This is a genomic window from Pseudoclavibacter sp. 13-3 (genome assembly GCF_021168475.1).
In the GTDB taxonomy this organism is placed as follows: Bacteria; Actinomycetota; Actinomycetes; order Actinomycetales; family Microbacteriaceae; genus Pseudoclavibacter_A.
This window is the reverse complement of record NZ_JAJOZT010000001.1, coordinates 360,783-386,945: the sequence shown is the minus strand read 5'-3', so window position 1 is coordinate 386,945 and position 26,163 is coordinate 360,783. Positions and strand designations below refer to the sequence as shown.

General features: G+C 68.1%; 16 protein-coding genes and 3 CRISPR repeat arrays (1 of these 19 cut by a window edge). Of the genes, 10 read left to right on the top strand and 6 right to left on the bottom strand.

Annotation, left to right across the window (positions count from 1 at the left end):
* Positions 1-47: 47 nt before the first annotated feature.
* Genes LRX77_RS01685 through LRX77_RS01675 form a run of 3 tightly spaced genes read left to right on the top strand, consistent with a single transcriptional unit; the run spans position 48 to position 5,723 of the window.
* Positions 48-1,652 (top strand): DEAD/DEAH box helicase, encoded by a 1,605-nt coding sequence (locus tag LRX77_RS01685; RefSeq protein WP_231831123.1) that lies wholly within the window; start codon positions 48-50, stop codon positions 1,650-1,652.
* A 37-nt stretch (positions 1,653-1,689) separates the two neighbouring features.
* Positions 1,690-3,000 carry a metallophosphoesterase family protein gene (locus tag LRX77_RS01680; RefSeq protein WP_231831122.1) on the top strand — a complete coding sequence of 437 codons (1,311 nt, stop codon included), beginning with the start codon at positions 1,690-1,692 and terminating at the stop codon, positions 2,998-3,000.
* Positions 2,997-5,723 carry an AAA family ATPase gene (locus LRX77_RS01675; RefSeq protein WP_231831121.1) on the top strand — a complete coding sequence of 909 codons (2,727 nt, stop codon included), beginning with the start codon at positions 2,997-2,999 and terminating at the stop codon, positions 5,721-5,723. Before LRX77_RS01680 ends, LRX77_RS01675 begins: the two co-directional genes overlap by 4 nt.
* Here the strand turns inward: LRX77_RS01675 and LRX77_RS01670 are convergent.
* Positions 5,692-6,855 (bottom strand): LOG family protein, encoded by a 1,164-nt coding sequence (locus LRX77_RS01670; protein ID WP_231831120.1) that lies wholly within the window; start codon positions 6,853-6,855, stop codon positions 5,692-5,694. The genes LRX77_RS01675 and LRX77_RS01670 overlap by 32 nt on opposite strands.
* An 84-nt stretch (positions 6,856-6,939) precedes the next feature.
* On the bottom strand, positions 6,940-8,775 hold the full coding sequence (locus LRX77_RS01665; protein ID WP_231831119.1) for a helix-turn-helix domain-containing protein: 1,836 nt from the start codon (positions 8,773-8,775) through the stop codon (positions 6,940-6,942).
* A 120-nt stretch (positions 8,776-8,895) separates the two neighbouring features.
* Here LRX77_RS01665 and LRX77_RS01660 point away from each other — a divergent pair, with 120 nt between their 5' ends.
* Genes LRX77_RS01660 through LRX77_RS01645 form a run of 4 tightly spaced genes read left to right on the top strand, consistent with a single transcriptional unit; the run spans position 8,896 to position 13,080 of the window.
* On the top strand, positions 8,896-9,714 hold the full coding sequence (locus LRX77_RS01660; RefSeq protein WP_231831118.1) for an N-acyl homoserine lactonase family protein: 819 nt from the start codon (positions 8,896-8,898) through the stop codon (positions 9,712-9,714).
* Positions 9,714-10,142, top strand: coding sequence for an FmdB family zinc ribbon protein (locus LRX77_RS01655; protein WP_231831117.1), 429 nt, complete (start codon positions 9,714-9,716; stop codon positions 10,140-10,142). Before LRX77_RS01660 ends, LRX77_RS01655 begins: the two co-directional genes overlap by 1 nt.
* 47 nt (positions 10,143-10,189) lie before the next feature.
* A complete protein-coding gene (locus LRX77_RS01650; protein WP_231831116.1) occupies positions 10,190-11,302 on the top strand; it encodes an alcohol dehydrogenase catalytic domain-containing protein in 1,113 nt (370 codons plus the stop codon).
* A complete protein-coding gene (locus tag LRX77_RS01645; RefSeq protein WP_231831115.1) occupies positions 11,299-13,080 on the top strand; it encodes a TCP-1/cpn60 chaperonin family protein in 1,782 nt (593 codons plus the stop codon). The genes LRX77_RS01650 and LRX77_RS01645 overlap by 4 nt, the downstream gene beginning before the upstream one ends.
* On the opposite strand, the gene LRX77_RS01640 is transcribed toward LRX77_RS01645, so the two are convergent.
* The 4 genes from LRX77_RS01640 to LRX77_RS01625 are packed head-to-tail and all read right to left on the bottom strand — an operon-like array spanning position 13,074 to position 17,632.
* Positions 13,074-14,699, bottom strand: a complete 1,626-nt coding sequence (locus LRX77_RS01640) for an ATP-binding cassette domain-containing protein (protein WP_231831114.1) — start codon at positions 14,697-14,699, stop codon at positions 13,074-13,076. The genes LRX77_RS01645 and LRX77_RS01640 overlap by 7 nt on opposite strands.
* A complete protein-coding gene (locus tag LRX77_RS01635; RefSeq protein ID WP_231831113.1) occupies positions 14,692-15,504 on the bottom strand; it encodes an energy-coupling factor transporter transmembrane component T family protein in 813 nt (270 codons plus the stop codon). Before LRX77_RS01635 ends, LRX77_RS01640 begins: the two co-directional genes overlap by 8 nt.
* Positions 15,501-16,427 carry a histidine kinase gene (locus LRX77_RS01630; protein ID WP_231831112.1) on the bottom strand — a complete coding sequence of 309 codons (927 nt, stop codon included), beginning with the start codon at positions 16,425-16,427 and terminating at the stop codon, positions 15,501-15,503. The genes LRX77_RS01635 and LRX77_RS01630 overlap by 4 nt, the downstream gene beginning before the upstream one ends.
* Entirely contained in the window at positions 16,424-17,632 is a 1,209-nt protein-coding gene (locus tag LRX77_RS01625) for a nucleoside hydrolase (protein WP_231831111.1), read from the bottom strand. Before LRX77_RS01625 ends, LRX77_RS01630 begins: the two co-directional genes overlap by 4 nt.
* A gap of 258 nt (positions 17,633-17,890) precedes the next feature.
* Between LRX77_RS01625 and LRX77_RS01620 the strand changes: the two genes are divergently transcribed.
* The 3 genes from LRX77_RS01620 to LRX77_RS01610 all read left to right on the top strand — a co-directional run bounded on the left by LRX77_RS01620 (position 17,891) and on the right by LRX77_RS01610 (position 20,310).
* Positions 17,891-18,688: a hypothetical protein gene (locus LRX77_RS01620; RefSeq protein ID WP_231831110.1), complete on the top strand. Its 798-nt coding sequence runs from the start codon at positions 17,891-17,893 to the stop codon at positions 18,686-18,688.
* Between the two features lie 48 nt (positions 18,689-18,736).
* Complete coding sequence (locus tag LRX77_RS01615) at positions 18,737-19,243, top strand: DUF7927 domain-containing protein (protein ID WP_231831109.1); 507 nt, start codon at positions 18,737-18,739, stop codon at positions 19,241-19,243.
* A gap of 320 nt (positions 19,244-19,563) precedes the next feature.
* On the top strand, positions 19,564-20,310 hold the full coding sequence (locus LRX77_RS01610) for a hypothetical protein (protein ID WP_231831108.1): 747 nt from the start codon (positions 19,564-19,566) through the stop codon (positions 20,308-20,310).
* A 333-nt stretch (positions 20,311-20,643) separates the two neighbouring features.
* Positions 20,644-21,405: direct repeats of the CRISPR family, unit length 29 nt.
* 91 nt (positions 21,406-21,496) lie between these two features.
* A CRISPR array of direct repeats spans positions 21,497-21,770; the repeat unit is 29 nt.
* 93 nt (positions 21,771-21,863) lie between these two features.
* Positions 21,864-26,163: direct repeats of the CRISPR family, unit length 29 nt; unit sequence GGGATCACCCCCGCCTGAGCGGGGAGCGC (it continues 2 nt past the right edge of the window).

Sequence of the window (26,163 nt, the reverse complement as noted above, 5' to 3'; positions counted from 1 at the left end):
CACGGTGACGCATGCGGTCTGCATGACCGCAGAAAGTCACACACATCATGACGACTCAGAAGACCTTCGCCGAACTCGGCGTTCCCGCACCGCTCGTCTCGGTGCTCGAAGCCGACGGCAAGACCGAGGCCTTTCCCATCCAGGCAGACACCCTGCCTGACACACTGCGCGGTCGAGACGTGCTCGGCCGCGGCAAGACCGGCTCGGGCAAGACCCTCGCATTCTCGCTGCCCCTGGTGTCTCGCCTGGCCGGCGAGCTGGCGGGCGGCAAGCGCCGTCCCGGCCAGCCCGTCGCACTCGTGCTCGCCCCCACACGTGAGCTGGCGACGCAGATCGAGACGGTCATCGAGCCGCTCGCCGACGCATACGATCTGCGCGCGACCACGATCTTCGGCGGGGTGAAGCAGCAGCGGCAGGTCAGCGCGCTGAAAGCGGGCGTCGACATCGTCGTCGCCTGCCCCGGTCGCCTCGAAGACCTGATGAAGCAGGGTTTCGTGAGTCTCGACGCCGTGGAGATCACGGTGCTGGACGAAGCCGACCACATGGCCGACCTGGGCTTTCTGCCGGCAGTCACCCGCATCCTCAATGCGACGCCCAAGAACGGCCAGCGCCTGCTCTTCTCGGCCACCCTCGACAACGGCATCGACAAGCTCGCCAACCGTTTTCTGCACGACCCGATTCTGCACTCGGTCGACGAGGCGAACTCGCCGGTCGCCAAGATGACGCACCACGTCTTCGAGGTCAGCTCGCCCGACATCAAGAAGGCGGTCGTCGAGCGGCTCGCCTCGGGAACCGGCCGGCGCATCCTGTTCATGCGCACCAAGCACCACGCCAAACGGCTCGCGCGGCAGCTCACGGCCAACGGCATTCCCGCCGTCGATCTGCAGGGCAACCTCTCGCAGAACGCCCGTGAGCGCAACCTGGCGAAGTTCGAGTCGGGTGAGGTCAAGGTCATGGTCGCGACCGACGTCGCGGCTCGTGGCATCGACGTGCCCGAGGTCGAACTGGTGATCCACGTCGACCCGCCGGCAGAGCACAAGGCCTATCTGCACCGCTCGGGCCGCACCGCCCGCGCCGGGCACCAGGGCGACGTCGTGACGATCTGCCTGCCCGAGCAGCGCCGCGACCTCAAGGGCATGCTGCGACAGGCCAAGATCTCAGTCGAGCCGATCACGGTGACCGCTGAGTCGCCCGAGGTCGTGGAACTGGTCGGCGAGGCGGCGCCGTATGTCGCGCCGAAGCCGCCGGAGACGCCCGAGGGCAACCGTCGTCAGGGACGCGGCAAGTCGCGTCGTCGTCGTGGAGACGTGCAGGGATCGGGCCAGCGTGACGGCTCACATGAGTCTCACGGCGGACGCGGGCACAGCTCGCACGGCGCAGACTCGCGTGGCGACCGGAACAGCTCGGATGCACGCGGGCGTCGAGATGACACTCGTCGTGACGGTGGTCGTGCGGCGGAGTCACGTGGCGGTCGTTCGCGTCGCTCGGGCGACGGCATCGCCTCGACACACGGCTCGCGCCGTCGCGGCGGCTCGTCGTCGTCGAAGCAGGGCGGGCACCGCTCCGGCGGCGCCGCGCAGTTCTCGAGCAAATCAGGAGTCGGCCAGCTCGCCGGGTCGCGCGGCAAGGGCGGTCAGCGCCACGGGCGGTAGCCGCTCGGCTGTCGGTGGCAGCCGTTAAACTTCCGGCATGAGATTCCTCGCCACGGCAGACTGGCAGCTCGGCATGACCGCAGGCTTTCTCGAGCCCGAGGCACGGCCCAGATTCGCCCAGGCGCGTTTCGACGTGCTGCAGCGCATCACCCGCCTCGCGGCCGAGCGGGAGGCGCAGTTCGTCGTGGTGTGCGGCGACGTCTTCGAGACCAACCAGCTCGATCGTTCGGTCATCGCCCGCACCTTCGAGGCACTGCGCGACTCCACGGTGCCGATCTACCTGCTGCCGGGCAACCACGACCCGCTCGACTCCGCCTCGATCTACGACTCGGAGGAGTTCGCGGGCCGACGACCCGAACACGTGCACGTCATTCGCGACAGCACTCCGGTGGCTGTGGCGGCAGACGTCGAACTCATCGGGGCACCCTGGTTCTCGAAACGGCCTGATGCCGACCTCGTCGCCGCAGCCTGCGCCGGTCTGGTGCCCCCGGCGTCCGGCGTCACACGGGTTGTGGCCGCGCACGGGGCCGTCGCGACGCTGAACCCTGACGCGACCGACCCGGCGACGATCGACGATGCCGCACTCAGCACCCTGCTCGCCTCGGGACTGGTGCACGTCGCCGTCTTGGGCGACCGTCATGCGACCACAGAGGTCGCCAGTGGCATCTGGTACCCGGGCACGCCCGAGGTGACCGCGCGCCGAGAGACCGACCCGGGCAACGTGCTGGTCATCGACGTCGACCCCCATGCCGATCTGGCGCAGCGCGTGCAGGTCGAACGCGTGCACGTGGGCGCGTGGCGATTTGAGACGATCGCCGAGACTCTGCAAGATCTCGACGACCTCGCTCGACTGAGCGCTCGCCTCGAGCAGATCTCGAACAAGGCTCGAACCGCTGTGTGGCTGACGCTGCAGGGCACACTCTCGACCTCGTCGCGCGCTCGCCTCGATGCGCTCATCGACGAATTCGGCGATCTGTTCGCACTGGTCAAGATCTGGGAGAGTCACAGTGATCTGGTCGTGCGACCCGACGGCAGTGACTTCTCAGATCTGCACCTGACCGGCTTCGCCTCGGCGGCGCTGGCCGAGCTGATCGGACGAGCCGATGACCCGTCGGCTGACCCGTCGAGCGCCGACGAGGCGGGCGGGCGCGGCGGTGGCGGTGAAACCGCGGTCGGGGAGGCCGACGGCGACGGTGACAGCGAGTCAGATTCCGAATTCGACCGAGCCGTCGAAGCTGCGCTGAATGCTGCCGGCGGCCACGAGGCCGACGAGGAGCCCGCATCGGGTGCCAGAGCCGCTCAAGACGCGCTCTCGCTGCTGTACCGGCTGACCGGGGGTGCGCGATGAGACTCACCCAGATCGAGCTCATCAGCTTTCGTGGCATCAGTCATCGCACGATCGCTTTCGCGCCAGGCGTCACCGTGGTCGAGGGCCCCAACGAGGTCGGCAAGTCGTCGGTGCTCGAAGCCATGCGGCTGGTGCGCGAGTTCAAAGCGAGCTCGAAGCATCGTTCGATCAAGAACGTGCAGCCGGTGGGCCGCGATGCCGGGCCCGAAGTCGCCATCGAGATGCAGACCGGCCCGTACACGCTGTCGATGCGCAAGCGCTGGCTCGTGCAGCCGATCACCGAGCTGACCGTGACCGCTCCAAGACGTGAGTCACTCTCTGGCGACGATGCGCACGATCGCTTCGTGCAGATTCTGAGCAAGACGGTCGATCTGGGGCTGCTCCATGCCCTGGAGGTGCAGCAGGGCGACTCGCTCGACCAGCCCGAGCTGGCGCAGCTGCCAGCCCTGCAGACCGCCCTCGAGACCTCGTCCGACGACTTCGACGGCTATGACGAGCTGGTCTCTCGCGTCGATGACGAGTACGTCAGGTACTTCAGCCCCACGGGCCGACCGGTCAAGATGGTCAGAGACGCTCGTCAGCAGCTGGCAGATCTGGCGCAGCTATATCGCGATCTGCACGATCGCAGCCGCGAGATGGACGAGACCGCTGACGCCCATGCCGCCTGCCGGCGTCTGGTCGCCGACGTCACCGAGCGGCTGGAGCAGGCACGCACAGACGTCGCCGCGCTGACCCGCAGCAGTGCAGAGCTGCGTGTTCTGCAAGAGGGGTCGGCCGCTGCCGAGCGGGAGCGGGAAAATGCACAGCAGCGTCTGAACGCGCTGCACGACCGGCAGACGGCGCGGCGTGCCCTGAACGATGAGCTCGACGATCTGAGCGAACAGGCCGAGAGGCAGCGTCTCGATGCGCAACGGCTGGAGCAGAGCCGTGCCGAGGCACAGGCGCATGCCGAGCAGACGGCCGACCGGGTGGCCTCGGCGACGACGGATCTGGCTGTCGCGCGCCGAGAGGCACGTCGCTGCGAACGGGCGCTGAGCCGACGGCGCGACTATGACGAGCTGACTCGGCTCGACGCCCAGCTGGAGCGTGCGACCTCGTCAGAGGCGCGGCTGCGTTCGGCCGAGGCCGTGCTGCGGGTGCAGCACATCGACGATAAGTTGCTCAAACGGCTGACGAAGCTGCAGACCGAGGTGCATGTGGCGACGCGAACGCGCGACGCGGCGGCCGCACAGATCACGGCCACACGACTCGGCGACCATGAGGTAAGGCTTGACGGCACCATGCTCGACGCCGACGAGAGCCGTGAGATCGCCGTGCACGATCACGTGCGCATCGAGGTCGACGGCATCGTCAGCGTCGATGTCGCGCCGGCGGCCAAGGCCAGTGAACTCGACGCCGATGTGCAGCGCGCGCAGTCAGCCCTCGAACGCGCTCTGCGCAGAGACGGCGTCGCCACCTGCGAAGACGCCGAGAAGTCTGCCGAACTGCATCGCACGGCAGCCGCCGAACGGCAGCAGGCCGAGACCGAGCTGCGGGCGCTGCTCTCGGTCGACGCGGATGTCTCGCTCGCGATCGCCGAACTGCGCACTCGCGTCGAAACACTGCGTGCCCGGCTGCAGAGCGAAGACGAGCAGAGTGCAGACGAGCAGAGTGCAGATGAGCAGAGCAAAGACGAGCCGAGTCAAGCCGCAGAGCAGGCCGAACCCGCAGACCGGGTTCGGCCCGATGCGGTCGATCTCGCCGAACTCGAAGCGCGCTCGTCGGCGGCAGATGACCGGCTCGAAGACGCCGAGCACGAGCTCACCCTCGCCCAGCAGGCGAACACGCGTGCGCAGGAGCGACTGACCGAAGCGGCGACAGCGTCGGTGAGAGCCGGTGAATCGCACAAGGCCGTGGTCGGCGAGCACGATCGTCTCACCGCCAGAGTCGAGGCCGACCGGCGTTCGCTCACCGACGTCGCCCTCGACGAGTGCGTCGATCGGGCAGGCGAGTCTCTGCAGACGGCAGTCGAAGCGGCCGAACGGGCGAAGCGGCGTCTGCAGGACGCCGACGCCGAGCAGATCGAGCTGCGAGCCGAGAACGCGCGACGGCTGGTGCAGAGCACCACCGCCGAACTCGACGACGTGCGCACCCAGCGAGACGAGCTGCAGGGCAGGCTCAAGCTGCTGGCGGCAGAAGGCATCTACGACCGCCTGCAGGCGGTGCGAACCGACCTCGTGACGGCGCATGAGCACCTGGTGCGAATCGACCGCGCGGCGCAGGCGGTGTTCGCCTTGCGCGAGACGCTGCTGCGTCACCGCGATGAGGCCCAGCAGCGCTACGTGGCACCGTTCCGAAAGCAGATCGAGCAGCTGGGGCGCAGCGTCTTCGGGCGTGACTTCGCCGTCGAGGTCAGCCCGTCGCTGCAGATCACGTCGAGAACTCTCAACGGGCGCGAGATCGATTTCGACTCACTGTCGGCCGGTGCGCGAGAGCAGCTGGCGCTCATCGGCAGACTCGCCTGCGCGCAACTCGTCTCATCAGACGATGGCGCGCCCGTCGTGCTCGACGATACCCTCGGCTTCGCCGACCCTGACCGGTTGGAGATGCTGAATGTGGTGCTCAGCCAGCTGGGCGGTTCGGCACAAGTCATCGTGCTGACCTGCCAGCCACGACGCTTCGCCCGCATCGGTGGGGCGAAGCAGGTGCATCTCACTCGCGCGGAGCACTCGGCAGATCGTTGATCGCCCTGATCAGCTGGAACAGGTGACCGATCTGTCTCGGGTCGGGGGTGAGCATGAGACGAGGCAGATCGATCTTGTCCTGGTCGCGCACCTCGGGCCGCAGCGGGTCGGTCGGGCAGATGGCTGCATCCGGCGTCAGATACGAGAACCGCCGGTTCAGATCATCGATCTCATCGTCGGTCGGTGCGTTGCGCAGCCGCAGAATCAGCCGGCCTCCCACCCAGCGCAGCGAGTCGTAGTTGTTCCAGAAGTGCGCGATCTCGCGCACCGCCTCGTCGACCGAATCGGTGATCAGCACGCGGTCGAGGTCGTCTGGCGAGACGACGCCCGACGGAATGAGCTGCTCGTCGACGAAGCGCCGCAGGCCGCCCCAGAACGCGCCGATCGGTCGTGGGGGAGTCTCGGCGTCAGCCGGGTCGTAGCCGATGCTGCTTCGAAGGTGCGGCGCGTCTGCCCGCGCCGTCTCGGCGGGCCGGTCGAGCAGCACGATCGGCGTGGGAACCGACTTGCCGGTCTGCTGCAGAGTCAGCAGTTCGAAGAGCTCGTCGAGTGTGCCGAAGCCGCCCGGGATGCACACGAAGCCCTGCGACTCTTTGACCAGCATGAGCTTGCGAGTGAAGAAGTACTTCATGCTCACCAGGTTGGTCTCATCCGTGAAGGTCGGGTTCGGCGACTCGAACGGCAGGCGGATGGCCACGCCGATCGAACTGTGCGGCCCCGCGCCCTCGGTGGCCGCCTGCATGATGCCCGGACCGGCTCCGGTGACGACGAGCCAGTTCTTCGCGGCCAGGCGTTCGGCGACGTCTCGGGCCATCTGATAGAGCACATCGTCGGGCTTGGTGCGCGCTGACCCGAAGACCGTCACCTTTCGGCGTCCGTTGAAGCGTGCGAAGAGCTGGAAGGCCTGCCGCATCTCAGAGACGGCGCTTGAGGCGATCTTCAGATTCAGCCGGTCGGCGCCGTCTGCGCCGAGGCCGAGGCTGTCGACGATGATGCGCTCGACCAGATCGGCATCATCCGTGATGCCGCTCTCTGCGATGAGATCACGCACCTGCTGCAGGTGGCTTGCGAGCGTCGCCGGGGAACCGTCAGCCGACGGAGCGACGGTCTGGTGGATTGACTGTGCACACATGCCTCCAGCATGGCACGACCAGCTGACCGGCGGGTGAACGACACCGTGGCAGCAGACGCGGCCGGGGTGTTCGTGTCGGCACTGCTAGTGCGGTGATTCGGCCAGGCCACGCAGCTGAGCGATGCGCAGGGCCAGGTACAGCTCGGTGAGACAGCCCGGCGTGCGCCACGAGCTGCCGAGCAGTGCATCGACGCGGTTGAGACGTTGGCGCAGGGTGTTGGGATGCACCCCGAGTCTGCGTGCCGTCTCTGCCGACGCGAGGTTCTCGTCGACGAAGACGGCCAGGGTCGATACGAGCGCCGTGCCTCGCGACGAGTCGTACTCGAGTACCGGGCCCAGCGCACGCTGCACGATCTCATCTGAGAGCTCGGCATCGGTGACGCCGAGCAGCAGACCGACGCCCCCCAGGCCGGCCCGATCGGCCACGACATCCTGCCGCCCGAGACGATGCAGGGCGTCGACGATGAGATGCGCCTCATGATGCGCCTGCCGCAGCCTCGTCACGTCGGTCGCCGGCTCGCTGACGCCCACCGTCGTGTGCAGACCGAGCTCCAGCAGCCGCTGTCGCATCGTCTCGGCACGATCGCGCGCATCCGGCTGCGTCGTGATCACGCAGACATGATCGGCATGGGCGCTGACCAGCGCCTGACTGACGTACATGCGGCGCAGCTCGAAGAGTCCTCGCAGACGGCCGCCCGCGCCGAAGTCGACCACGAGCACGCTCATCTGCTGGTCAGGGCGCAGGTCGTGACGTTCAAGACGCTGCTCGATCTCTGCCGTCACCCGCAGGTCTTTGCCCAGCAGATCGTCGATGAGCTCCGACTCGTGGTGCAGCTGCGCGTTGGTCAGGGAGTGCTCGTGCGTGATCGAGATCGCGATGAACGCCGCCGCCCGGTCGAGCACGGGATCAGTCACCGTGGGGCCGGCCGTTGTCAGCAGCGTGCCGATCTGCTCGTCGCGCACCATGATGGGCCGTGCCGTGACCGCGCCCTCGGCCGACGTCGACGACCGCCAGAGGCGGAACAGATCGTCCGAACCCGCCAGAAGATGCTCACGGTGGTCGGCAACGGCGATCTCCGCGCCCAGCACCTCGTTCAGCGTGCGCAGCAGATCGGGCAGCTCGCCGCCGTCGGCGAGGTCGGTCAGACATCGCGTCGTCAGGGCGACGGCAGCCTCTTGCTGGGCGCCGGTCGCTCTGCTCTCGATCAGCTCGGCACGGGCCGCGGACAGTTCGTCGGTCAGCTCGCTGAAGATGCGTGCGTTCTGCAGGGCCACAGCGGCATGGCTGCCCATGGATTCCACCAGCGAGACGTCTTCAGGGCTGAACATGTGCTCGTATCTGTTCGCCACGAGCAGGGCACCGATCACCCGGCCGCTGACGACCAGCGGCACGCCCATGATCGACTTGACTCCCTCTGCAGCGACCGCCGTGTCGATGTCGGGAATGCGGCTGATCGAGGTATCGCTCAGGTAGTCGACTGTCTGCACCGGTGCCGATCCCGTGGCGACGCGACCGAGCACTCCAGTGCCCAGGGGCATGCGGATGCTGCGATACGCCTGCGTGACCACGCCGTCGGCCATGCGGATGAAGGTCTCGCCCTGCACATGATCGTTCAGGCTGAGGTACGCCATGTCACTGGCGAGCAGCGACCTGGTTCGACGCACGATCGCCTTGAGAATCGACTCGACGTCGCGTATGGCGGTCATCTCTGTCGCCGTGTCATAGAGCAGGCGACGCAGCGACTCACGGCGTGTGGCGATCTGCTGCTGGATGCTGACCTGGCGTATGGAGTCGATCAGGTCTGCGTGCGTGCCGGCTGCCTCAGCCTGCTCGACTGCCCGTTGGAATGCCGTGCCAGTGGCGCTGCGGGCGAGCATCTGCAGTAGATGGGCGAGCGGCTGCATCTCGGAGTGTGTCATGAGCACATGCTATATGCAGATCTATGTGGTCAAACACATTGTCTGCCTGATGTGCTCCCGCCATAATGATGTTCAAGTTCGAGCTGATCGAGCTCGTCACGACAGGCAAAGGCGGTTGTTATGACAGACGAGATGAAGGTGCACATTCTGTCGACTGGGGTCATGGAGTGCGACTATACGTGGCTGCTCTTGAAAGCTGGGAGCACCATCGCCGACCGCAACCACAAGGATCAGAAGCCGCGCTGGGACGACTGCCCGACGCACGCCGTGCTGGTCGAGCATCCCGAGGGCAGACTCCTGTGGGATACCGGCGTTCCGCGTGACTGGGAGACCCGGTGGCAGCCCACAGGCTTCCAGGACTTCTTCCCGGTGAAAGAGGATCCGACGGGCCCGGGGTATCTCGACAGCGCGCTGGCCGATCTGGGGCTCACCCCGGACGACATCGATGTGCTCGTGCTCTCGCATCTGCACTTCGACCATGCGGCCAATACGAAGCTGTTCAACCCGGAGCGCACGCGCATCGTCGCCAACGCCGATGAGATCGCCGGCGCGTTCGCCATCGACGGCGTCTTCAAGGGCGCGCACCTCGTGTCGGACTACGACGGAGTCAAGATCGAGGCCGTCTCGGGTGATGAAGAGATCTGGCCCGGGGTCTCGGTCATCTTCACGCCGGGGCACACTTGGGGCACCATGTCGCTGCGAGTCGACCTGCCGAACGACGGTACGAAGATCTTCACCTCTGACGCGGTCTATCTGGGCGAGAGCTACGGCCCGCCGGCGATCGGAGCGGGCATCGTCTGGGACAGCGTCAAGTGGCTCGAGTCAGTGGAGAAGCTGCGCGGCATCGCCGACCGCACGCAGGCCCAGCTGATCTTCGGGCATGACCCCGAGCAGCGCAAACAGCTGCGGCTCGCTCCAGAGGGCGGCTATTACAGCTGATGATCCTCTACGACTTCCGGTGCACGCAGGGACACGACTTCGAGTCGTTCGTCGATGAGCACACGAGCGCCGACCCGGTCTGTCCAGACTGCGGTTCGTCGGGGGCGCGAGTGCTCGCGTCGCCGCTGGTCACCGGCAGCTGCGGCCCGGGCCCGGCTCAGGCCGAGCTGCCTCAGACCTGGCTCGCGGCCGACCGAGGCGACCGCGAGACGATCGATCACTGGCGCGCACAGGCGCAGCGACGCGAACGGCTGGAAGAACGCTACCCGGAGCTCGCGGGCGACCGACGGCCGGTGCTGGCCCATGAGGGCGTCTTCGAGCAGCGCCCGCTGCGAGCTGGCGAAGACGTCGCGCAGGCTCTGCGCGAGGCGCAGGACCTGCGACGCGAACAGGCCGAGCGTGACATGTTCGACGAGCTGAACGACTGAACTGAACTGAACTGAACTGAAGTGAACGACCGAACAGGAGTGAATCGATGAAGATCAAAGGTGCTGTGCTCGAAGAGATCGGACGCCCCGGCCCCTATGCCGAGACTCGGCCGATCACCATCTCTGAGCTGGAGCTCGACGAACCCGGCCCCGGCGAGCTGCTGGTCAAGATCGAGGCGGCCGGGCTCTGCCACTCCGATCTCTCAGTGGTCAACGGCAACAGGCCGCGCCCTGTGCCGATGCTGTTGGGGCATGAGAGCGCGGGACGCATCGTCGAGGTCGGCGCGGGCGTCACCGATGTCGAACGCGGGCAGCGTGTGGTGATGACCTTCCTGCCGCGCTGCGGGGAGTGCGAGGGCTGCGCCACCGACGGCAAACTGCCATGCGTGGTGGGCACCGAGACCAACAACGCCGGAGAGCTGCTGGGACACGAGATGCGCCTGCACCGTGACGGCAGGCCGGTCTTTCACCATCTGGGCGTCTCAGGGTTCGCGACCTACGCGGTCGTGAACCGCAAGTCGGTCGTTCCCATCGAAGACGACGTGCCTCCGGCGATCGCAGCCGTTCTCGGCTGCGCGGTGCTGACCGGCGGCGGAGCTGTGATCAACGCCGGCAAGCCGAAACCGGGAGACGATGTGATCGTGGTGGGGCTGGGCGGCGTCGGGGTGGCTGCTCTGCTGACCGCGCTGTCTCTGGGCAACGGCAAGGTGATCGGCGTCGACGCGCTGCCGGCGAAGCTCGAGCAGGCGTCGAGCTTCGGCGCCGACGAGGTCTACACGCCCGATGAGGCAATCGAGAAGGGCATCAAGGCGCCGGTGGTGATCGAGGCAGCCGGGCACCCGCGTGCATTCGAGACCGCCGTCAGACTGACGGGTGTGGGCGGCATCACCGTCACCGTCGGTCTGCCCGCGCCCGGGGCGCTGGCCGAGATCGAACCGCTCGGCATCACCGGTGAGGCTCGCACGATCACCGGCAGCTATCTGGGGTCGGCCGTGCCCGCGCGCGACATTCCCAAGTATGCTCAGCTCTGGCGCGAGGGGCGGCTGCCTCTGGAACACCTGATCAGCTCGCACAAGCCTCTCTCACAGATCAATGAGGCGATGGACGAGCTGGCCTCCGGGCGGGCGATTCGCCAGATCATCGACTTCCCAGACGCGTGACGGTCAGCGTCGCGGGCTCGGGTATCCTGCATGGGCAGGAGGCCCGGGCTCGTCTGCTCAGCGGTGTTCGCACGCTCAGCCGACTCGTCGGCGCGACACTCGGGCCGGCAGGGCGCAACGTGATCGTCGAACTGCCCGACGGTCGCGTCATGTCGACCAACGACGGCGCGACGGTCGCGCGCAGCGTGCACCTCGCCGACCCCGTGGCAGACATGGGTGCCCGGTTGCTCCGCACAGCATCCACGACCGCCGATCATGCAGCCGGTGACGGCACCACCACGGCGACGCTCCTGGCCGAAGCGCTCATCGGTGCCGGCGAGCGTCGCATCGAAGCCGGCTCAGACCCGCTGACCGTCGCCCGCCGTCTGCGCGAGGCCGCCGAACGCGCAGTCGCGCTGGTCGGTGTGCAGGCACAGCCCGTCGAGACCACTGCGGCAGTGGCCGAGATCGCGACGGCGGCATCTGGCGACGCGAACGTGGGCCGAATCGTCGCGCTGGCACTGGACCGTGCGGGCAAGGAGGGCATCGTCACCGTCGAAGAGGGCGCCCTGGGCGTCGGCGTCTCGACACTGGCCGCTGAGAGCGCGGGGCTCGAGTGCGAGACAGCTGCCGGCATGGCTCTCGACATGAGACTGGCCGATGAGCGCTTCGAACATCTCCCGGCACGCGGAAGCGGCTTCGCGGCTGCGTCTCTCGCCGGCGAGCTGAGCCTGGACGAACCACTGATCGCGGTCGTCGACGCAGAGATCGCCAGCGGCGAGCAGCTGATTCCCGCTGCCGCCATCGCACACCAGAGCGGGCGTGCACTCGTGATCGTGGCGCACGGCTTCAGCGAGGATGCTCGGGCGATGCTGTGGGCGAACGCACGTGACGCCGGTCTGCAGCCGGTTCCACTGGTGGCTCCGAGCCTGGGCCTGCGGCGGTCTGACCTGCTCGAAGACCTGGCCACAGCCGTGGGCGGCAGGGTCCTGGGCAGCGGGGTACTCGGCGGTCATGACCGGCCTCTGCGAGGCTGCCGCACCGACGATCTGGGCAGCGCACGTCGAGTCGTGGTGCCGAGAGCAGCCACCACCGGTGTCCACGCCGGTGACCGAGCGGGCGTGTCACGTGCGAAGGCCACCTTCACAGGGGGAGCCGGAGCCCCCCACCGCATCTTGGCGCGCGTGCGGCAGCTGCGCGGCGATCTGCGTCATCAGCGCCTCACGCACGGCGATCCATATGATGTCGAACAGCTCCAGGTCAGACTGGCCAGACTCGCGGGGCGCACCGTCGTGCTGCGCGTTCACGCCCCGACGCAGTGGGAGCGCACCGAGCGGGTGCTCCGTATCGAGGACGCCCTGCACTCGGCCCGTTCGGCGATCCGCCGTGGCGCAGTGGTCGGCGGGGGCGTGGCGCTGGCCGCGGTGTCCCGTGCACTGCGCGACGGCGACCCATTCGCAGAGGATTTCGCCGATGCGCTGCTCGTTCCTCTGCGGCGCATCGCCGTCAACGCCGGCCGTGACGGGGATTCGATCGTGCGACGGCAGCTCGAAGAGCTGGCCGCGATTGACGCATCGATGGCCGGCCGGCTGCCGGGAGCGATCGGCTACGACGCACGGCGCAATCAGTGGTGCGATCTGTGGCAGGCGGGTGTGATCGACTCAGCAGAGACCGTGCGGCAGGCGATCATTTCTGCCGCATCGGCGGCGACCACGCTGCTCACCTCTGAAGCCGTGGTGCCGATGCAGGCGCAGAACGTTCGATTCACCGAGACAGCCACGGGGCATGCGCATCACTGAGTCTGTGCGTTCAACTCGATCGAGCGATCGGCGATCGTAGCCGCCCATCGATGATCGTGTGTGGTTGCGAGAATGGCGCCTCCTGCAGCGGTGAACGAGCGGACCACACCGTCGAGCCGATGCATCGCGGGCTGATCGCGGCCGATGGTCGGCTCGTCGAGCAGCAGCACCCGGGGCTGCAGCAGCAGCGCCGAAGCGATCACGACGTCTTTGCGCTCGGCCGGGCTCAGATCATAGGGATGCGTCAGTGCGTGCCCGGTCATCCCGATCATCTCGAGCACGGCGTCAACGGCTGCTGCGCGCTGCTCGTGCAGCGCGCGGCGAGACGCCCGCTGTCGAGAGCCCTCCTGCCGAGACCTGGCCCGTCGCGATGGCAGCGGTGTCGAGCGCGTCAGCTCGGTGCGCACGGTAGAGGCCGAGAGCTGCGCCCCGGGATCCTGCCCGACCCAGCCCAGATAGCCGGCGCGGCGCTCGGCGGGCATGCGTTCGAGGGCGACCATGCCACTCGCATCGGGGTCGCCGACGAGGATGCTTCCCGAGACTCTGGCGTGTCGGTCGCGTCGCAGCAGGCCGCAGAGCGCCCGCAGTAGAGTCGACTTGCCCGAGCCGTTCGCGCCGCGCAGGGCGACCACTTCACCGGGGGCGAGCGTCAGGTCGAGATCGGTGAGCACCGGCGTCTGCAGCCGAACGACGCTGAGCCCGCGCACGCGCAGCAGCGCCGTGCTGGCGACGTCGGACGCCTTGCCGTGCGACGATGTCTTCGCCTTCGCCTTCGCCTTCGCCTTCGCCTCGGGCGGTGACATGCCTGTGGCGCGTTCAGGTGCGGCATCGGTCGTGTGCACCGGCATCAGCGAGTTCCAGACGCCGTGAGCGGTGAACGTCGCGTCGTCAAGAACGCCTGGGTCATGGGCAGGGGTGAGACGGCCAGCGTCGAGAAAGCGCACCTGTGACGCCGCCGCGCTGAGCTCGTCGTGCTGATGCCCGGTGACGAGCACGGCGCCACCAGTCGAGCAGTGCTGCTTCAGCGCGGTCACGAGGTGAGCACGTGCCCTGCGGTCGAGAGACAGCGTGGGCTGGTCGAGCACCAGCACACGCGGGCGCAGCGACATCAGCGCTGCGAGAGCGACCAGCTGCCGTTCACCGCCTGAGAGCGTATCGAGGCGCCTGCCCTGCAGATGAAGGATGTGCAGCGCGTCGATCGCCTCTGCCGCCGCCTGCCGGGCATGATCCGGTGCGACTCCGTGCAGGCGGCACGGCAGCTGCACCTCGTCGTCGACGAAGCTCGTCAGGCCGGTCAGCTGCGTCTCAGGGTCGTCGCCGAGCATGCCGATGGCGATGCCCTGAACAGCCGTGGTGCGCACGCGGCGCGCGCCCGACATCATGGCCGAGTCAGCATCCGTCAGCCCTGCTATCAGGCGGCACAGCGTCGTGGTGCCCGAACCCTGCGGGCCGAGCACGGCCAACATCTCGCCGGCAGACAGACTCAGACGCAGGTGCTGCAATATGAAGTGCTCGGCATCGGGGTGTCGGTATGAGACATCGCTCAGCGAGACCAGGGCGTCAGACCCGCCTGGGTCGGCAGTCTGGCGCTCGAAGAGGGGAGCGCGGGGGTCAGACATCGAGGCCTCCGAGCAGCTCTGAGGTCAGGGGCAGCGGCAGCCAGCCGGCGGCCGACACGACGACCAAGACGACTGCGGCGGGCAGCGCCGCCCAGCGCAGCACTCGCTGCCCCCGCGAATCGTGATGATCCTGCAACGGGGTCGGTCGTGCCGATGCACCCAGGCCGCGCTGCGTCAGCGTCTCGTGCCGCTGATCGAGCTGCACGAGAGACGAGGTGAGCAGCCCGGCGAGAATGCCCGGCAGCAGCGCCACGCGGGTGCGCAGCCGCGACACCCGCCAGCCGCGTGCGGCACGAGCCTCCACCGCTCGCGACGTCTGCGTCTGAAACAACGGGATCAGGCTCAGCGCTGACGAGCAGATGTAGGCGACGCCGACCGGCACGCGCAGGCCGAGCATCCCGTCGAAGGCACGCGCCGCATCTGTGCCGAAGGCGAAGAGCGCGCACACCGCGACAGTCGCGGTCAGGCGCAGCCAGAGCTGCGCCGCCACAGCGAGACCGTCGACGGTGACCGCGATCGGGCCCCACTCCCAGAGCCGAGCACTGTGCTCTCCGGGATAGAACAGCCCCTGAATGATGCCGACCATGAGCAGGATCGGCCCGGTGATCACGAGCAGCGTCAGCATCCAGCGCACGACGCGCACTCGGGGCGACCAGATCGCGGTGACGAGGCTGACGACGAGGATGAGCACGGGAACGATCGGCGACGAGATGCCGTAGACGACCACGAGCGTGCAGACGACCAGCACGATCTCGGTGCTGGGGTGCAGGCCCGTGGTCGCGGCGGGGCTGGAGGGAACCGTCACCGGTCTGCCGAGGCTGCCGCCGCAGACTTCGGCAGCGACCAGCGGGTGAACGGGTACCGTCGCAGCACCCGCTGCGGCAGAGTGCGCAGCAGCACGCAGGCCAGCACGAAGACGATCGCCTTGTCTGCCGTGTCAGAGATGAGGCTCTGCACGGTCGTCGCGTTGAGCATTTCGAGGCCTGCCGCCTGCAGGGTGGCGACCAGGCCGCCGGTGCCGACTCCGAGCCCGCCCCCGTAGACGTAGGCGGCGACCGGTGCGGCGATGGCTCCAGTGGGGATGCCGATGACGGCGCCGGCGATGATCGCCGACCAGAGGTGGCGGAACGCTCCGAGACGGGCGGCCCAGCCTGCGGCGGCACCGACGAATGCGGCGCCGGCGGTGAACGGGATGACCGACGGGCCGAGGGTCACGCCCCAGATGAGGTTGCTGAGCACGCCGGTGAGCGCGCCGGCTGCGGGCCCGGCCAGCACGCCGACGATGACGGTGCCGATCGAGTCGAGATAGAGAGGAACGGGGGTCATCGTGCCGACGACCTGGCCGATGACGACGTTGAGGGCGATGGCGACCGGGATCATGCCGTAGACACGGCGGGGAATGAGCGGCACGGTGCCGGCGACGATCAGGGCTGCGCCGGCGAGGTAGCCGAGCATGACCCAGAGCGTGGTGTCGCCGAGATCCTGCCCCAGCGTTGCGGGCTGGGTGAGCAGGACGGCGAAGTAGGTGATGAGAATCACGAGGCCGCCGGCGCCGACGAAGGCGAGCGGCCATTTGGGGGCCGTCGCGAAAGAAGTCTGCGGTGCGGCCGTCGGCGAGAGCGTGGATTTGCGGTCGGGGGATGAGGTCTGGGGTGTTGCGGAGGTCGTCGAAGCGGCGGCCTCCTGCCCAGACTGTGGTCTGCGGGCAGAGGTGTCGGGTCTGGTCATGATCGTGCAGGGCCTTTCTTCAGGGTGGTGATGAGGTGGTCGAGAAACGGCTCGGCGTCGATGCTGCGAATGAGCTCGGCGTTGACGGGGCGGTTCCAGCGACCGAGCCAGTCTGCCACAGTCTCGCCTCGAGTCAGCGTTCCAGTGAGCTCGACGTCGACTGCTGCGGTCTTCGTCTGGGCCCAAGGGATGCCGTGCTCGGGCGCGCCCAGCGCGAGAGCCTGCGCCCGAGCGGTGTCTGTGCACCCGCGATGCGCCGCAGAGGAACCTCGGTGTCGCCGTGCCCATTCGATGGCGGCGGCCATGACATACGGGTCGTGGATGTGCGCGAGATAGCCGTGGCCGTCGGCCTCGTGAAACTCGAAATAGAAGCGCAGCGCCTCGCCGAGCTGCACGAGCCAGCTGTTCCATGCGGGGGATGCAGCAGCTGGGCTGGGCTCGCGGGCTGCGGCTGGTGCGCTGGCCGTGTCGGCCGCGAGGGAAGCGGTCGGAGAGGCGGGAGCCGCGGCTGCGTCAGCCTGCCCCGGCGTGAGCAGGCGCTCGAGGCGCTCGGGCGTCATCACGACCGATTCCGTCGCCTCGATCGGTGCGATCACCGGCAGGTGCGCGGCCGTGCCGAATGCGGCCAGCACCTCGGCGGTGGATTCCGGGTCGAACGTGACGTTCCACTCGGTGGTGGGCCAGGTGTTGCCCCGGTAGTTGAACGCTCCGCCCATGATGAACAGGCGTTTGATCAGGTGCGGCAGTTCGGGTTCGATGCGCAGAGCCAGCGCCAGGTTCGTGGCGGGGCCGATCACCACGCCGACCAGCTCGCCCGGATGCTCACGGGCGGCGGCGACCCAGGCATCCGCCGCAGGCACCGCGCTCGCGGCGAACGACGGCTCGGGCAGCTGCGCGTAGCCGGCGCCGGACGCACCATGCGTGTCGTCGGCGTAGTCGGGCTCGGGGGAGTGCTCGGCGGTGGGCCAGGCGATCGGGCGATCGGCGCCGCGATGCACCGGGATGTCGCCGCGGCCCGCCAGCTCGAGCCAGCCGAGCACATTGCGCAGCACGAGGTCTGTTGAGACGTTGCCGGCGCTCGCGGCGATGCCGGTGATGTCGACGTCTGACTGGCAGAGCAGGTAGCCCAGTGCGATCGCGTCGTCGATGCCTGGATCGCAGTCGACGAAGATCGGCAGGGTGCGGGGCGTGGGGAGTTCGAACATGGGTCTATTGTGCCCGCTGCGTGAAAGCGGCGCGTGCGAAGAGACATCGACGTGAGAACGCTCGCAGGCGCATCGAGTTTGCAGAGAAGCTGCTCATGAGTGTTCGACAAGACGCACTTCTGCAAACTCGATGAAGGCTCTGGCACCCCAGGTGCGGGCGGCACCGGGATTCGCGGCCGTGCTGCCGCCGCTTGAACGGGGGTGAACCCGTCTGCTTGGATAGTCTCGGCAGAGAGTACGCCCAGCGAGAGGAACCCCATGCCCTTGCCGAGAGTCGGAGCATTCACCGCCGCCCTGCTGCTCGCGGCAGGTGCTTTGGCTGCCTGCAGCGCAGGCGGACAGGACACTTCATCTGAGCAGAATGCAGTTTCCGAAGAGCGCACCTCGCCGAGCAGCTCAGGTGAGGAGTCACGCACTGCTGCGCCAGCATCCTGCGCTGACCTGCGTCTTGACGCCGAGGGGGTCATCGCTGGTGCCCAGCTCGGGCCGTGCCTGGCCGACGGACTCGCACAGGCGGGCACGCTGCGGTCGACCCAGTACAGCGCTGGCGAGCAGACCGGGCACAGCGATGTGGTCATCGTGCCTGAGCTGGCCATTTCTGGCACCAGCTCGGTCGGGGGCACCGAGAGTCGGGTCGTCTCGGTCGGTGGCGAGACGTGGGCAGACCTCGGCGACGGATGGGTGCACGGTGATGAGTCGTCGAGCAACCCGGTCGAGGTCATCGTGGCACAGGCCGGGCAGGTGGCTCTGGCGACGATGAATCCTCAGGCGATCGCCGACGGCATCGCGTCGTGCCCGTCGTGGCGGGTGGATGCCCAGCGCGCGGAGCTGCGCTCAGAGGGCGGCGTTGAGGCCGGGGCCGTGCCGGTCAGGTGCGAGGGCACGCTGACGCTGGGCGGCGTGCAGGTGCAGGATGCTGCAGTCTTCTTTCGGCCTGATTGGACGCCGCTGGGCACCGAGGGCACTGGGGTGTTCGCCGGCGTGAGCAGTGCGTTCGCCGCGCACTACTACGATCACGGGGCCCAGATCTCTGTGCAGCCGCCAGTGGGCCAGTAGCTAGATACATCATGACTGATGGGATACGCCCGACTTCAGTCTTCACACATGACATGTGTCGACGGATCGGCGCAGGCGACGATCGAGGGTGACGCCGCAGCGGCACCCGCTGTAGACACGACGACGGGCAAGCTGCACTGGGAAGACACGCTCGCTCCGGGGCAGACTGCCACGATCACCTACCAGGTGACCGTGAATCAGGATGCCAACGACGCTGACAAGATCGTCAACGTCGTCACCGGCGGCGGCGATGTGCCTCCGGGTGTTCCTCCAGTGGTGCCAAACTGCGTGCCTGACACCGCCAGCCAGACGGCTGACTGCACGACTGAGCACGTTCCGTCACCGCCGGCACCGGTGACGCCGACGCCTGTTGAGCCGACGACGCCTGCGACGCCTGCCGAGCCGACTGGCACAGAAGGCAGCAAGCTGGCCCGAACCGGCACCGACACCGGTGCAGCGGGGCTGGCCCTGATCGCTGGCCTGGTTGCGGCTGCAGGTCTCGGCCTTACCGCTGCTGCTCGTCGGCGCAACGAGAAGGCTGGTGCACGCGACTGATCGCGGCATGAGAACGTGGTGAGATCGTGGCTTCGGCCACATCGCCGTGAGGGCAAGGGCCCAGGACCTTGATTCGTCGAGATCGTGGGCCCTTCTTCTGTTGCCCCCCGGCTGGGCGAGATTGAATCGATGGAGAAACTTGTCGTGTGCGCGCATCGAGACGTGGAATGTTCCATGCCTGGATGTTGCTGGACGGCATTCAGCATGATTCGATGCCCGCTTGGTGACATTTTCCGTAATTCTGTGGGCGCAGAGTTCAGTGGGCGTGAGGCAGAGCGCCGACTCCGATCAAATCCAGGCTGATCAGTGAGCAAGTTGAAATGTGCCCCGATGACCAATTCTCCATTGTCAGTGAGCTGTCGAATGTAGAGTGTCTCCATTCGACCGCAGCTCAGCGTGATCAGACGATGATCCTCAGCACGTCTGTTGGTCGTCGGGAGCGCGCTGACCGTCCAGAGCTGCCCGGCAGTGGTGATTGGTGCGGGCACCGTCTGATCGACGTATCGGGCGAGTGTGGTGCCCAGCGCGGACCAGTCGTCACAGGCTTGAAGCTGCCACGCGCGCCTCCTTCGACTATCGCACTCGTCTGCGACGGTGGTGCGGCGTGCGCGCTTCCACGGCAGCGTTACACAGATCTCTTCAGCAAGGGCCACGGTCAGGTCGCCGCCACCGCCCGGCAGGTCAGCGAGCAGTGTGTTGCGCAGCTGATGATGTTGTTCCTGCTCATGAGTAACGGAGCGCTCGGCCTGGTCGAGTTCGTCGGACGGGCACGGGGCGAATCTGAGTGCCACAACATCACCGTGGTGCCGGCGGTGAGCGGCGTACCGGGTGACGATGTCGACGGTCTGCCCCACATAGCGAGCCTGATCGGCGAACTCGAGGATGTAGATGCCAGTGCGTGGTGCATCCTTCGTGGCGAACAGGGGGGGGCTGGCCGACCCCTGCTCGCTCATGTCGAATCGTGTGAAATGAAGCGCCTGCATTCTGCATTCCTCGCTGTTTGTCGGACCGATCATGTATTCACTCGGTTAGACGTTACGAGCAGCTTATGGCTTCGCCTGGTGTGAATCGGCTTCGGACGCGGTTCTGGCGGTACGGGCCCTCACAGAGAACGGCTTGCGGAGAGCTTCTTTGCGGCTGACGGGCGGGGTCGGACCTCTGATGTGTGGACTTGCCGTGATAACCCACGCGTTCCTGGAGGTCTTCACCTGAGGCGAGAGTTCCTAAAGCCCCGATGAATGACACGCTGTCGGCCCGTGCACTTTGCAGTACGGGTTTGGACTATCGCCCGCTTGAGCCCGGGGCCTGGGACGCGGGCGTGTTGCGATGCTGCGTCGCAGGTACTACCGCTGCCTGAGAGGGGAGCCCCATGGTCGGCTCGACGCCGACCCGGACGGTTTGGGATGACCCCCGCCTGAGCGGGGAGCACTGCGGCGGCGCGCAGACGTGCGAGCACGTCACGGGGATCACCCCCGCCTGAGCGGGGAGTACACCTCACGGTCAGAGACCACCTGCGAAGAGAACGGATCACCCCTGCCTGAGCGGGGAGCACGTGGTGCTCTTCGGCGTCAGGCTCAACAACCGGGGATCACCCCCGCCTGAGCGGGGAGCACTATATGTCGCGAGGACAAGCTTCCCTTCTGCGCGGATCACCCCTGCCTGAGCGGGGAGCACTCCTGATGCAGGTGCAGGGTGCCGTCGTGCTTCGGATCACCCCCGCCTGAGCGGGGAGCACAGACCAGAGCCATTCGCGAGCTCGTAGACCAGCGGATCACCCCCGCCTGAGCGGGGAGCACCGGGCCCCCGGTGACGTCGCCGTCATCGACACGGGATCACCCCCGCCTGAGCGGGGAGCACTACTGGTTCAGGTCGATCAGCCAAGGCTCCCCGGGATCACCCCCGCCTGAGCGGGGAGCACACGTGACAATGACGGTCGATGACCTGCTGACCAGGATCACCCCCGCCTGAGCGGGGAGCACAAAGGCCGTGAAGCGCTCCGAGTCGTCTCGACGGGATCACCCCCGCCTGAGCGGGGAGCACGCGCTCGAAGGTCTCGGCGTATTCCGTGGCTCCGGATCACCCCCGCCTGAGCGGGGAGCACACGAGCTGGACGTGGACGAGGTGGGGCCGTCGCGGATCACCCCCGCCTGAGCGGGGAGCACGCCGGCCGCCCGCCCGGTTGTGCGTGCATGCTGGGATCACCCCGCCTGAGCGGGGAGCACTCGACCATCACCCGCGACTTGCCCGGCACGGCAGGATCACCCCCGCCTGAGCGGGGAGCACTCGAAACCGGAGATCGCCGCCGTGCAGTCCTACGGATCACCCCCGCCTGAGCGGGGAGCACCGTCTGACAAGTTCGCAGAGGCCATCCGTGGTCGGATCACCCCCGCCTGAGCGGGGAGCACCTTAGAATCGTGGTCATATGCAGAATATTGTAGGGATCACCCCCGCCTGAGCGGGGAGCACGTCTAAACGTTCACACCCATACTCTGATGGTGGGGATCACCCCCGCCTGAGCGGGGAGCACTCGGGTGGTGGTTCAGGTCGTGCACAAACTCAGGGATCACCCCCCGCCTGAGCGGGGAGCACGATGGTTTGTGAGAGGTCGTAGGCTATGACGCGGGATCACCCCCGCCTGAGCGGGGAGCACCGCGGCGAGGTGACCCCGTCGATCGCCTATGCGGGATCACCCCCGCCTGAGCGGGGAGCACCTGTCGTTGCCGGGTGAAGCCCCGGTGGTCGACGGATCACCCCCGCCTGAGCGGGGAGCACAAACGCGCTCGAATGGGGCCGCACGGCGTCCGAGGATCACCCCCGCCTGAGCGGGGAGCACGCCGTCGCCTTGGTGAAGTAGCCATCAAGCGTGGGATCACCCCCGCCTGAGCGGGGAGCACGCCGCGTCATACGTCAACCACCGGAACAGGCGGGGATCACCCCCGCCTGAGCGGGGAGCACAGCTCACGCACCTCAAGAAGCGCGTTTTTGCCGGGATCACCCCCGCCTGAGCGGGGAGCGCTACGCAACTAGCGGCAAGCACATCACCCGGAAGGGATCACCCCCGCCTGAGCGGGGAGCGCCATCGCCTCGGTGTCGAAGGCCTCGTGCCGCAGGGATCACCCCCGCCTGAGCGGGGAGCGCGTGGGCGCTGCGCCCGAGTGCCTGCGCTACCGCGGATCACCCCCGCCTGAGCGGGGAGCGCTTGCGTCGAGTGGTCGAGCCCTTATCACGCCACGGATCACCCCCGCCTGAGCGGGGAGCGCTCACTCACCCCCCCTGGTACGGTCGCCGACCCGGGATCACCCCCGCCTGAGCGGGGAGCGCGGGCATTCAGAAAGCGGGGGAAGATGCAGCTGGGGATCACCCCCGCCTGAGCGGGGAGCGCTCATCAACCTTCGCGGTTAGAATGACCCTCGTGGGGATCACCCCCGCCTGAGCGGGGAGCGCTCCGTGGCCGTGCAGCTCGAGGGCCGCAAAGAGGGATCACCCCCGCCTGAGCGGGGAGCGCTTCCTCGATTACGCGAAGCAGCTCGGACTGACGGGATCACCCCCGCCTGAGCGGGGAGCGCCGAGCCCTGATCTCTGAGCGAGCTGGTCGATTGGGATCACCCCCGCCTGAGCGGGGAGCGCAGACCTCCAGATCTCTGTTCAGGCCCTCGCTGGGGATCACCCCCGCCTGAGCGGGGAGCGCCGCGTCACCGACGAGCTCATGTAGACGTAGACGGGATCACCCCCGCCTGAGCGGGGAGCGCCCCGCGCGAGGTTCCGTGACAAAGACGGTGTCGGGATCACCCCCGCCTGAGCGGGGAGCGCTCGATGACGTTGCTCGGTGGTGCGGCGGCCGCGGGATCACCCCCGCCTGAGCGGGGAGCGCGCCGATGGCGTGGCGGGTGCACGCGAGCCGGCGGGATCACCCCCGCCTGAGCGGGGAGCGCCGCCAACCACTCTGGCGACCCATCCGGGAAACGGGATCACCCCCGCCTGAGCGGGGAGCGCAGGCGCGGGTGCGCGACACGCCCGGGATGTGACGGATCACCCCCGCCTGAGCGGGGAGCGCCGCGATGGTAAGCGCGGGCGGTGGTTGGTTTACGGATCACCCCCGCCTGAGCGGGGAGCGCTGCTGCGATGTCGGCGGCACGCTTGTGCGCGTCGGATCACCCCCGCCTGAGCGGGGAGCGCTGGCCGCGAACGTCGACGACTTCGTGAAGGGCAGGATCACCCCCGCGCGAGCGGGGAGCGCATTAGGTGCAGTTCGCTGACTGGCGCGTGAGCGTGGATCACCCCCGCCTGAGCGGGGAGCGCTTGCGTTCCACAATCACACCATAGACTTCGCCGGGATCACCCCCGCCTGAGCGGGGAGCGCTTCATGAGCTTCGCGGCCTTCTCGCTGCGAGGGGGATCACCCCCGCCTGAGCGGGGAGCGCCTCGCAGCGGGCGTGCTCGTCGCGGTGAACAAGGGATCACCCCCGCCTGAGCGGGGAGCGCGGTGGGCGGCAGCTCGTTGGGCACGCCCCACCGGGATCACCCCCGCCTGAGCGGGGAGCGCAGGGGCGCGGCCTGCCCGAGAGCAACCGCGATCGGATCACCCCCGCCTGAGCGGGGAGCGCGCAGGCTACGACTTCACGGGCATCGCTGTGCCGGGATCACCCCCGCCTGAGCGGGGAGCGCGCGCGGAGCGGCCCAGTGAAGTCATACGTGATCGGATCACCCCCGCCTGAGCGGGGAGCGCGCCGCCGTCACCGACTCGAAATGGTCGCCAAACGGATCACCCCCGCCTGAGCGGGGAGCGCACGATCGTCCAGTGCTCCTCGGCGTCGAGCGGGGGATCACCCCCGCCTGAGCGGGGAGCGCACCGACCTGCTGCCGCTCGGCAACAGCGTCAAGGGATCACCCCCGCCTGAGCGGGGAGCGCGCCTGCACGGCGGTGAACACTTGGTAGGCGGCGGGATCACCCCCGCCTGAGCGGGGAGCGCTGAGCGGTTTCCCTACTGCTGTTTCTGATGGAGGGATCACCCCCGCCTGAGCGGGGAGCGCAGGTCGGTGACTCGCCCGCGAAAGATGACCCTGGGATCACCCCCGCCTGAGCGGGGAGCGCCCCTACTGCTTCTTCGGGCCCTCTGGCGGTGTCGGATCACCCCCGCCTGAGCGGGGAGCGCCTGCGCAGTCGGTGACGGCCGCGCAGCAGCTGCGGATCACCCCCGCCTGAGCGGGGAGCGCTCCTTGCGAGCGCGACGCACGCCGCGCCCCACGGGATCACCCCCGCCTGAGCGGGGAGCGCTTCGGCTCCCGTGAGTGTGCTGTGCTCTGAGCCGGATCACCCCCGCCTGAGCGGGGAGCGCGTGACTGTTCTTTCGAGGCGGTTGCGCGATGCGGGATCACCCCCGCCTGAGCGGGGAGCGCTGAGCTGCGCGCTCGTATGCGGTGTCGCTGATCGGATCACCCCCGCCTGAGCGGGGAGCGCAACACCTACGGCGACGTCGCGTTCCCGTCGCCGGGATCACCCCCGCCTGAGCGGGGAGCGCGAAAGAATATGGCAGACCACAAGATCATTAGAGGGATCACCCCCGCCTGAGCGGGGAGCGCACGGTCGCGGCGCTGACCGACTCGGCGAACTGCGGATCACCCCCGCCTGAGCGGGGAGCGCTCGTAGCGCTGGGTGATCGTCACACCGGCCGAGGGATCACCCCCGCCTGAGCGGGGAGCGCGAGTTCGAAGCGGCCATCCAGAAAGACGACCGGGGATCACCCCCGCCTGAGCGGGGAGCGCATCCCGACGTGGTCGGTGGCAGCGGAGGCCATGGGATCACCCCCGCCTGAGCGGGGAGCGCCCGGCCATGCAGTCGCTCGCCGCCCCGGTCGCGGGATCACCCCCGCCTGAGCGGGGAGCGCCGTCGACCTTGACGATGACCTGCCCAGCCATAGGGATCACCCCCGCCTGAGCGGGGAGCGCAGGCCATCCGGCTCATGCGTGACAACGGGTTCGGGATCACCCCCGCCTGAGCGGGGAGCGCCAGTTCTGGATGATCAAGCCATAGATCGTCCAGGGATCACCCCCGCCTGAGCGGGGAGCGCGTCTGGCTGGTCTGTGTCTGCCGGGGTGGCCACGGATCACCCCCGCCTGAGCGGGGAGCGCCCCTGGGCGGGCAGTGCCTCGGTCGAGAACAGGGGATCACCCCCGCCTGAGCGGGGAGCGCCGAGGCTCCGACCCGCACCGAATCGGGAGCATCGGATCACCCCCGCCTGAGCGGGGAGCGCGTGAGACCGGCTATCGCCGCGGCAAGCCGCTTGGGATCACCCCCGCCTGAGCGGGGAGCGCGGCGTCAAGATCGATCTGCTGGCTCCTGACCCGGGATCACCCCCGCCTGAGCGGGGAGCGCTTCGCGGAGGAGCATGGCCTTGGCGTTGTCGCGGGATCACCCCCGCCTGAGCGGGGAGCGCAAGTTGAAATCGCTCTGCGCGATCAGTTTCCGGGGATCACCCCCGCCTGAGCGGGGAGCGCGTCGACGTGTAGCGGAACCACACCGTGTTCGCGGGATCACCCCCGCCTGAGCGGGGAGCGCCTGCTGATGTTCGCGCCGATGTTCGCGCAGAAAGGATCACCCCCGCCTGAGCGGGGAGCGCCTGAGACCGTAGCGGATATGGTGTCCGAGCTCCGGATCACCCCCGCCTGAGCGGGGAGCGCCTCGCCCACGCCGGTCGGATATTACGCGATATGGGATCACCCCCGCCTGAGCGGGGAGCGCAAGCAGCAGATTACAGAGGACTACAGCCCGGTGGGATCACCCCCGCCTGAGCGGGGAGCGCTCGCGCGAGCACAGGACTCGTTTGGTGCCAGCGGGATCACCCCCGCCTGAGCGGGGAGCGCAAGACCGTCTGCAAGTGGCTGGAAGAAGCTAAGGGATCACCCCCGCCTGAGCGGGGAGC

Coding starts and splice junctions, on each gene's coding strand:
- LRX77_RS01685 (WP_231831123.1), top strand. CDS start 48: ATGACGACTCAGAAGACCTTCGCCGAACTCGGCGTTCCCGCACCGCTC.
- LRX77_RS01680 (WP_231831122.1), top strand. CDS start 1,690: ATGAGATTCCTCGCCACGGCAGACTGGCAGCTCGGCATGACCGCAGGC.
- LRX77_RS01675 (WP_231831121.1), top strand. CDS start 2,997: ATGAGACTCACCCAGATCGAGCTCATCAGCTTTCGTGGCATCAGTCAT.
- LRX77_RS01670 (WP_231831120.1), bottom strand. CDS start 6,855: ATGTGTGCACAGTCAATCCACCAGACCGTCGCTCCGTCGGCTGACGGT.
- LRX77_RS01665 (WP_231831119.1), bottom strand. CDS start 8,775: ATGACACACTCCGAGATGCAGCCGCTCGCCCATCTACTGCAGATGCTC.
- LRX77_RS01660 (WP_231831118.1), top strand. CDS start 8,896: ATGACAGACGAGATGAAGGTGCACATTCTGTCGACTGGGGTCATGGAG.
- LRX77_RS01655 (WP_231831117.1), top strand. CDS start 9,714: ATGATCCTCTACGACTTCCGGTGCACGCAGGGACACGACTTCGAGTCG.
- LRX77_RS01650 (WP_231831116.1), top strand. CDS start 10,190: ATGAAGATCAAAGGTGCTGTGCTCGAAGAGATCGGACGCCCCGGCCCC.
- LRX77_RS01640 (WP_231831114.1), bottom strand. CDS start 14,699: ATGTCTGACCCCCGCGCTCCCCTCTTCGAGCGCCAGACTGCCGACCCA.
- LRX77_RS01630 (WP_231831112.1), bottom strand. CDS start 16,427: ATGACCAGACCCGACACCTCTGCCCGCAGACCACAGTCTGGGCAGGAG.
- LRX77_RS01625 (WP_231831111.1), bottom strand. CDS start 17,632: ATGTTCGAACTCCCCACGCCCCGCACCCTGCCGATCTTCGTCGACTGC.
- LRX77_RS01620 (WP_231831110.1), top strand. CDS start 17,891: ATGCCCTTGCCGAGAGTCGGAGCATTCACCGCCGCCCTGCTGCTCGCG.
- LRX77_RS01615 (WP_231831109.1), top strand. CDS start 18,737: ATGACATGTGTCGACGGATCGGCGCAGGCGACGATCGAGGGTGACGCC.
- LRX77_RS01610 (WP_231831108.1), top strand. CDS start 19,564: ATGTGCCCCGATGACCAATTCTCCATTGTCAGTGAGCTGTCGAATGTA.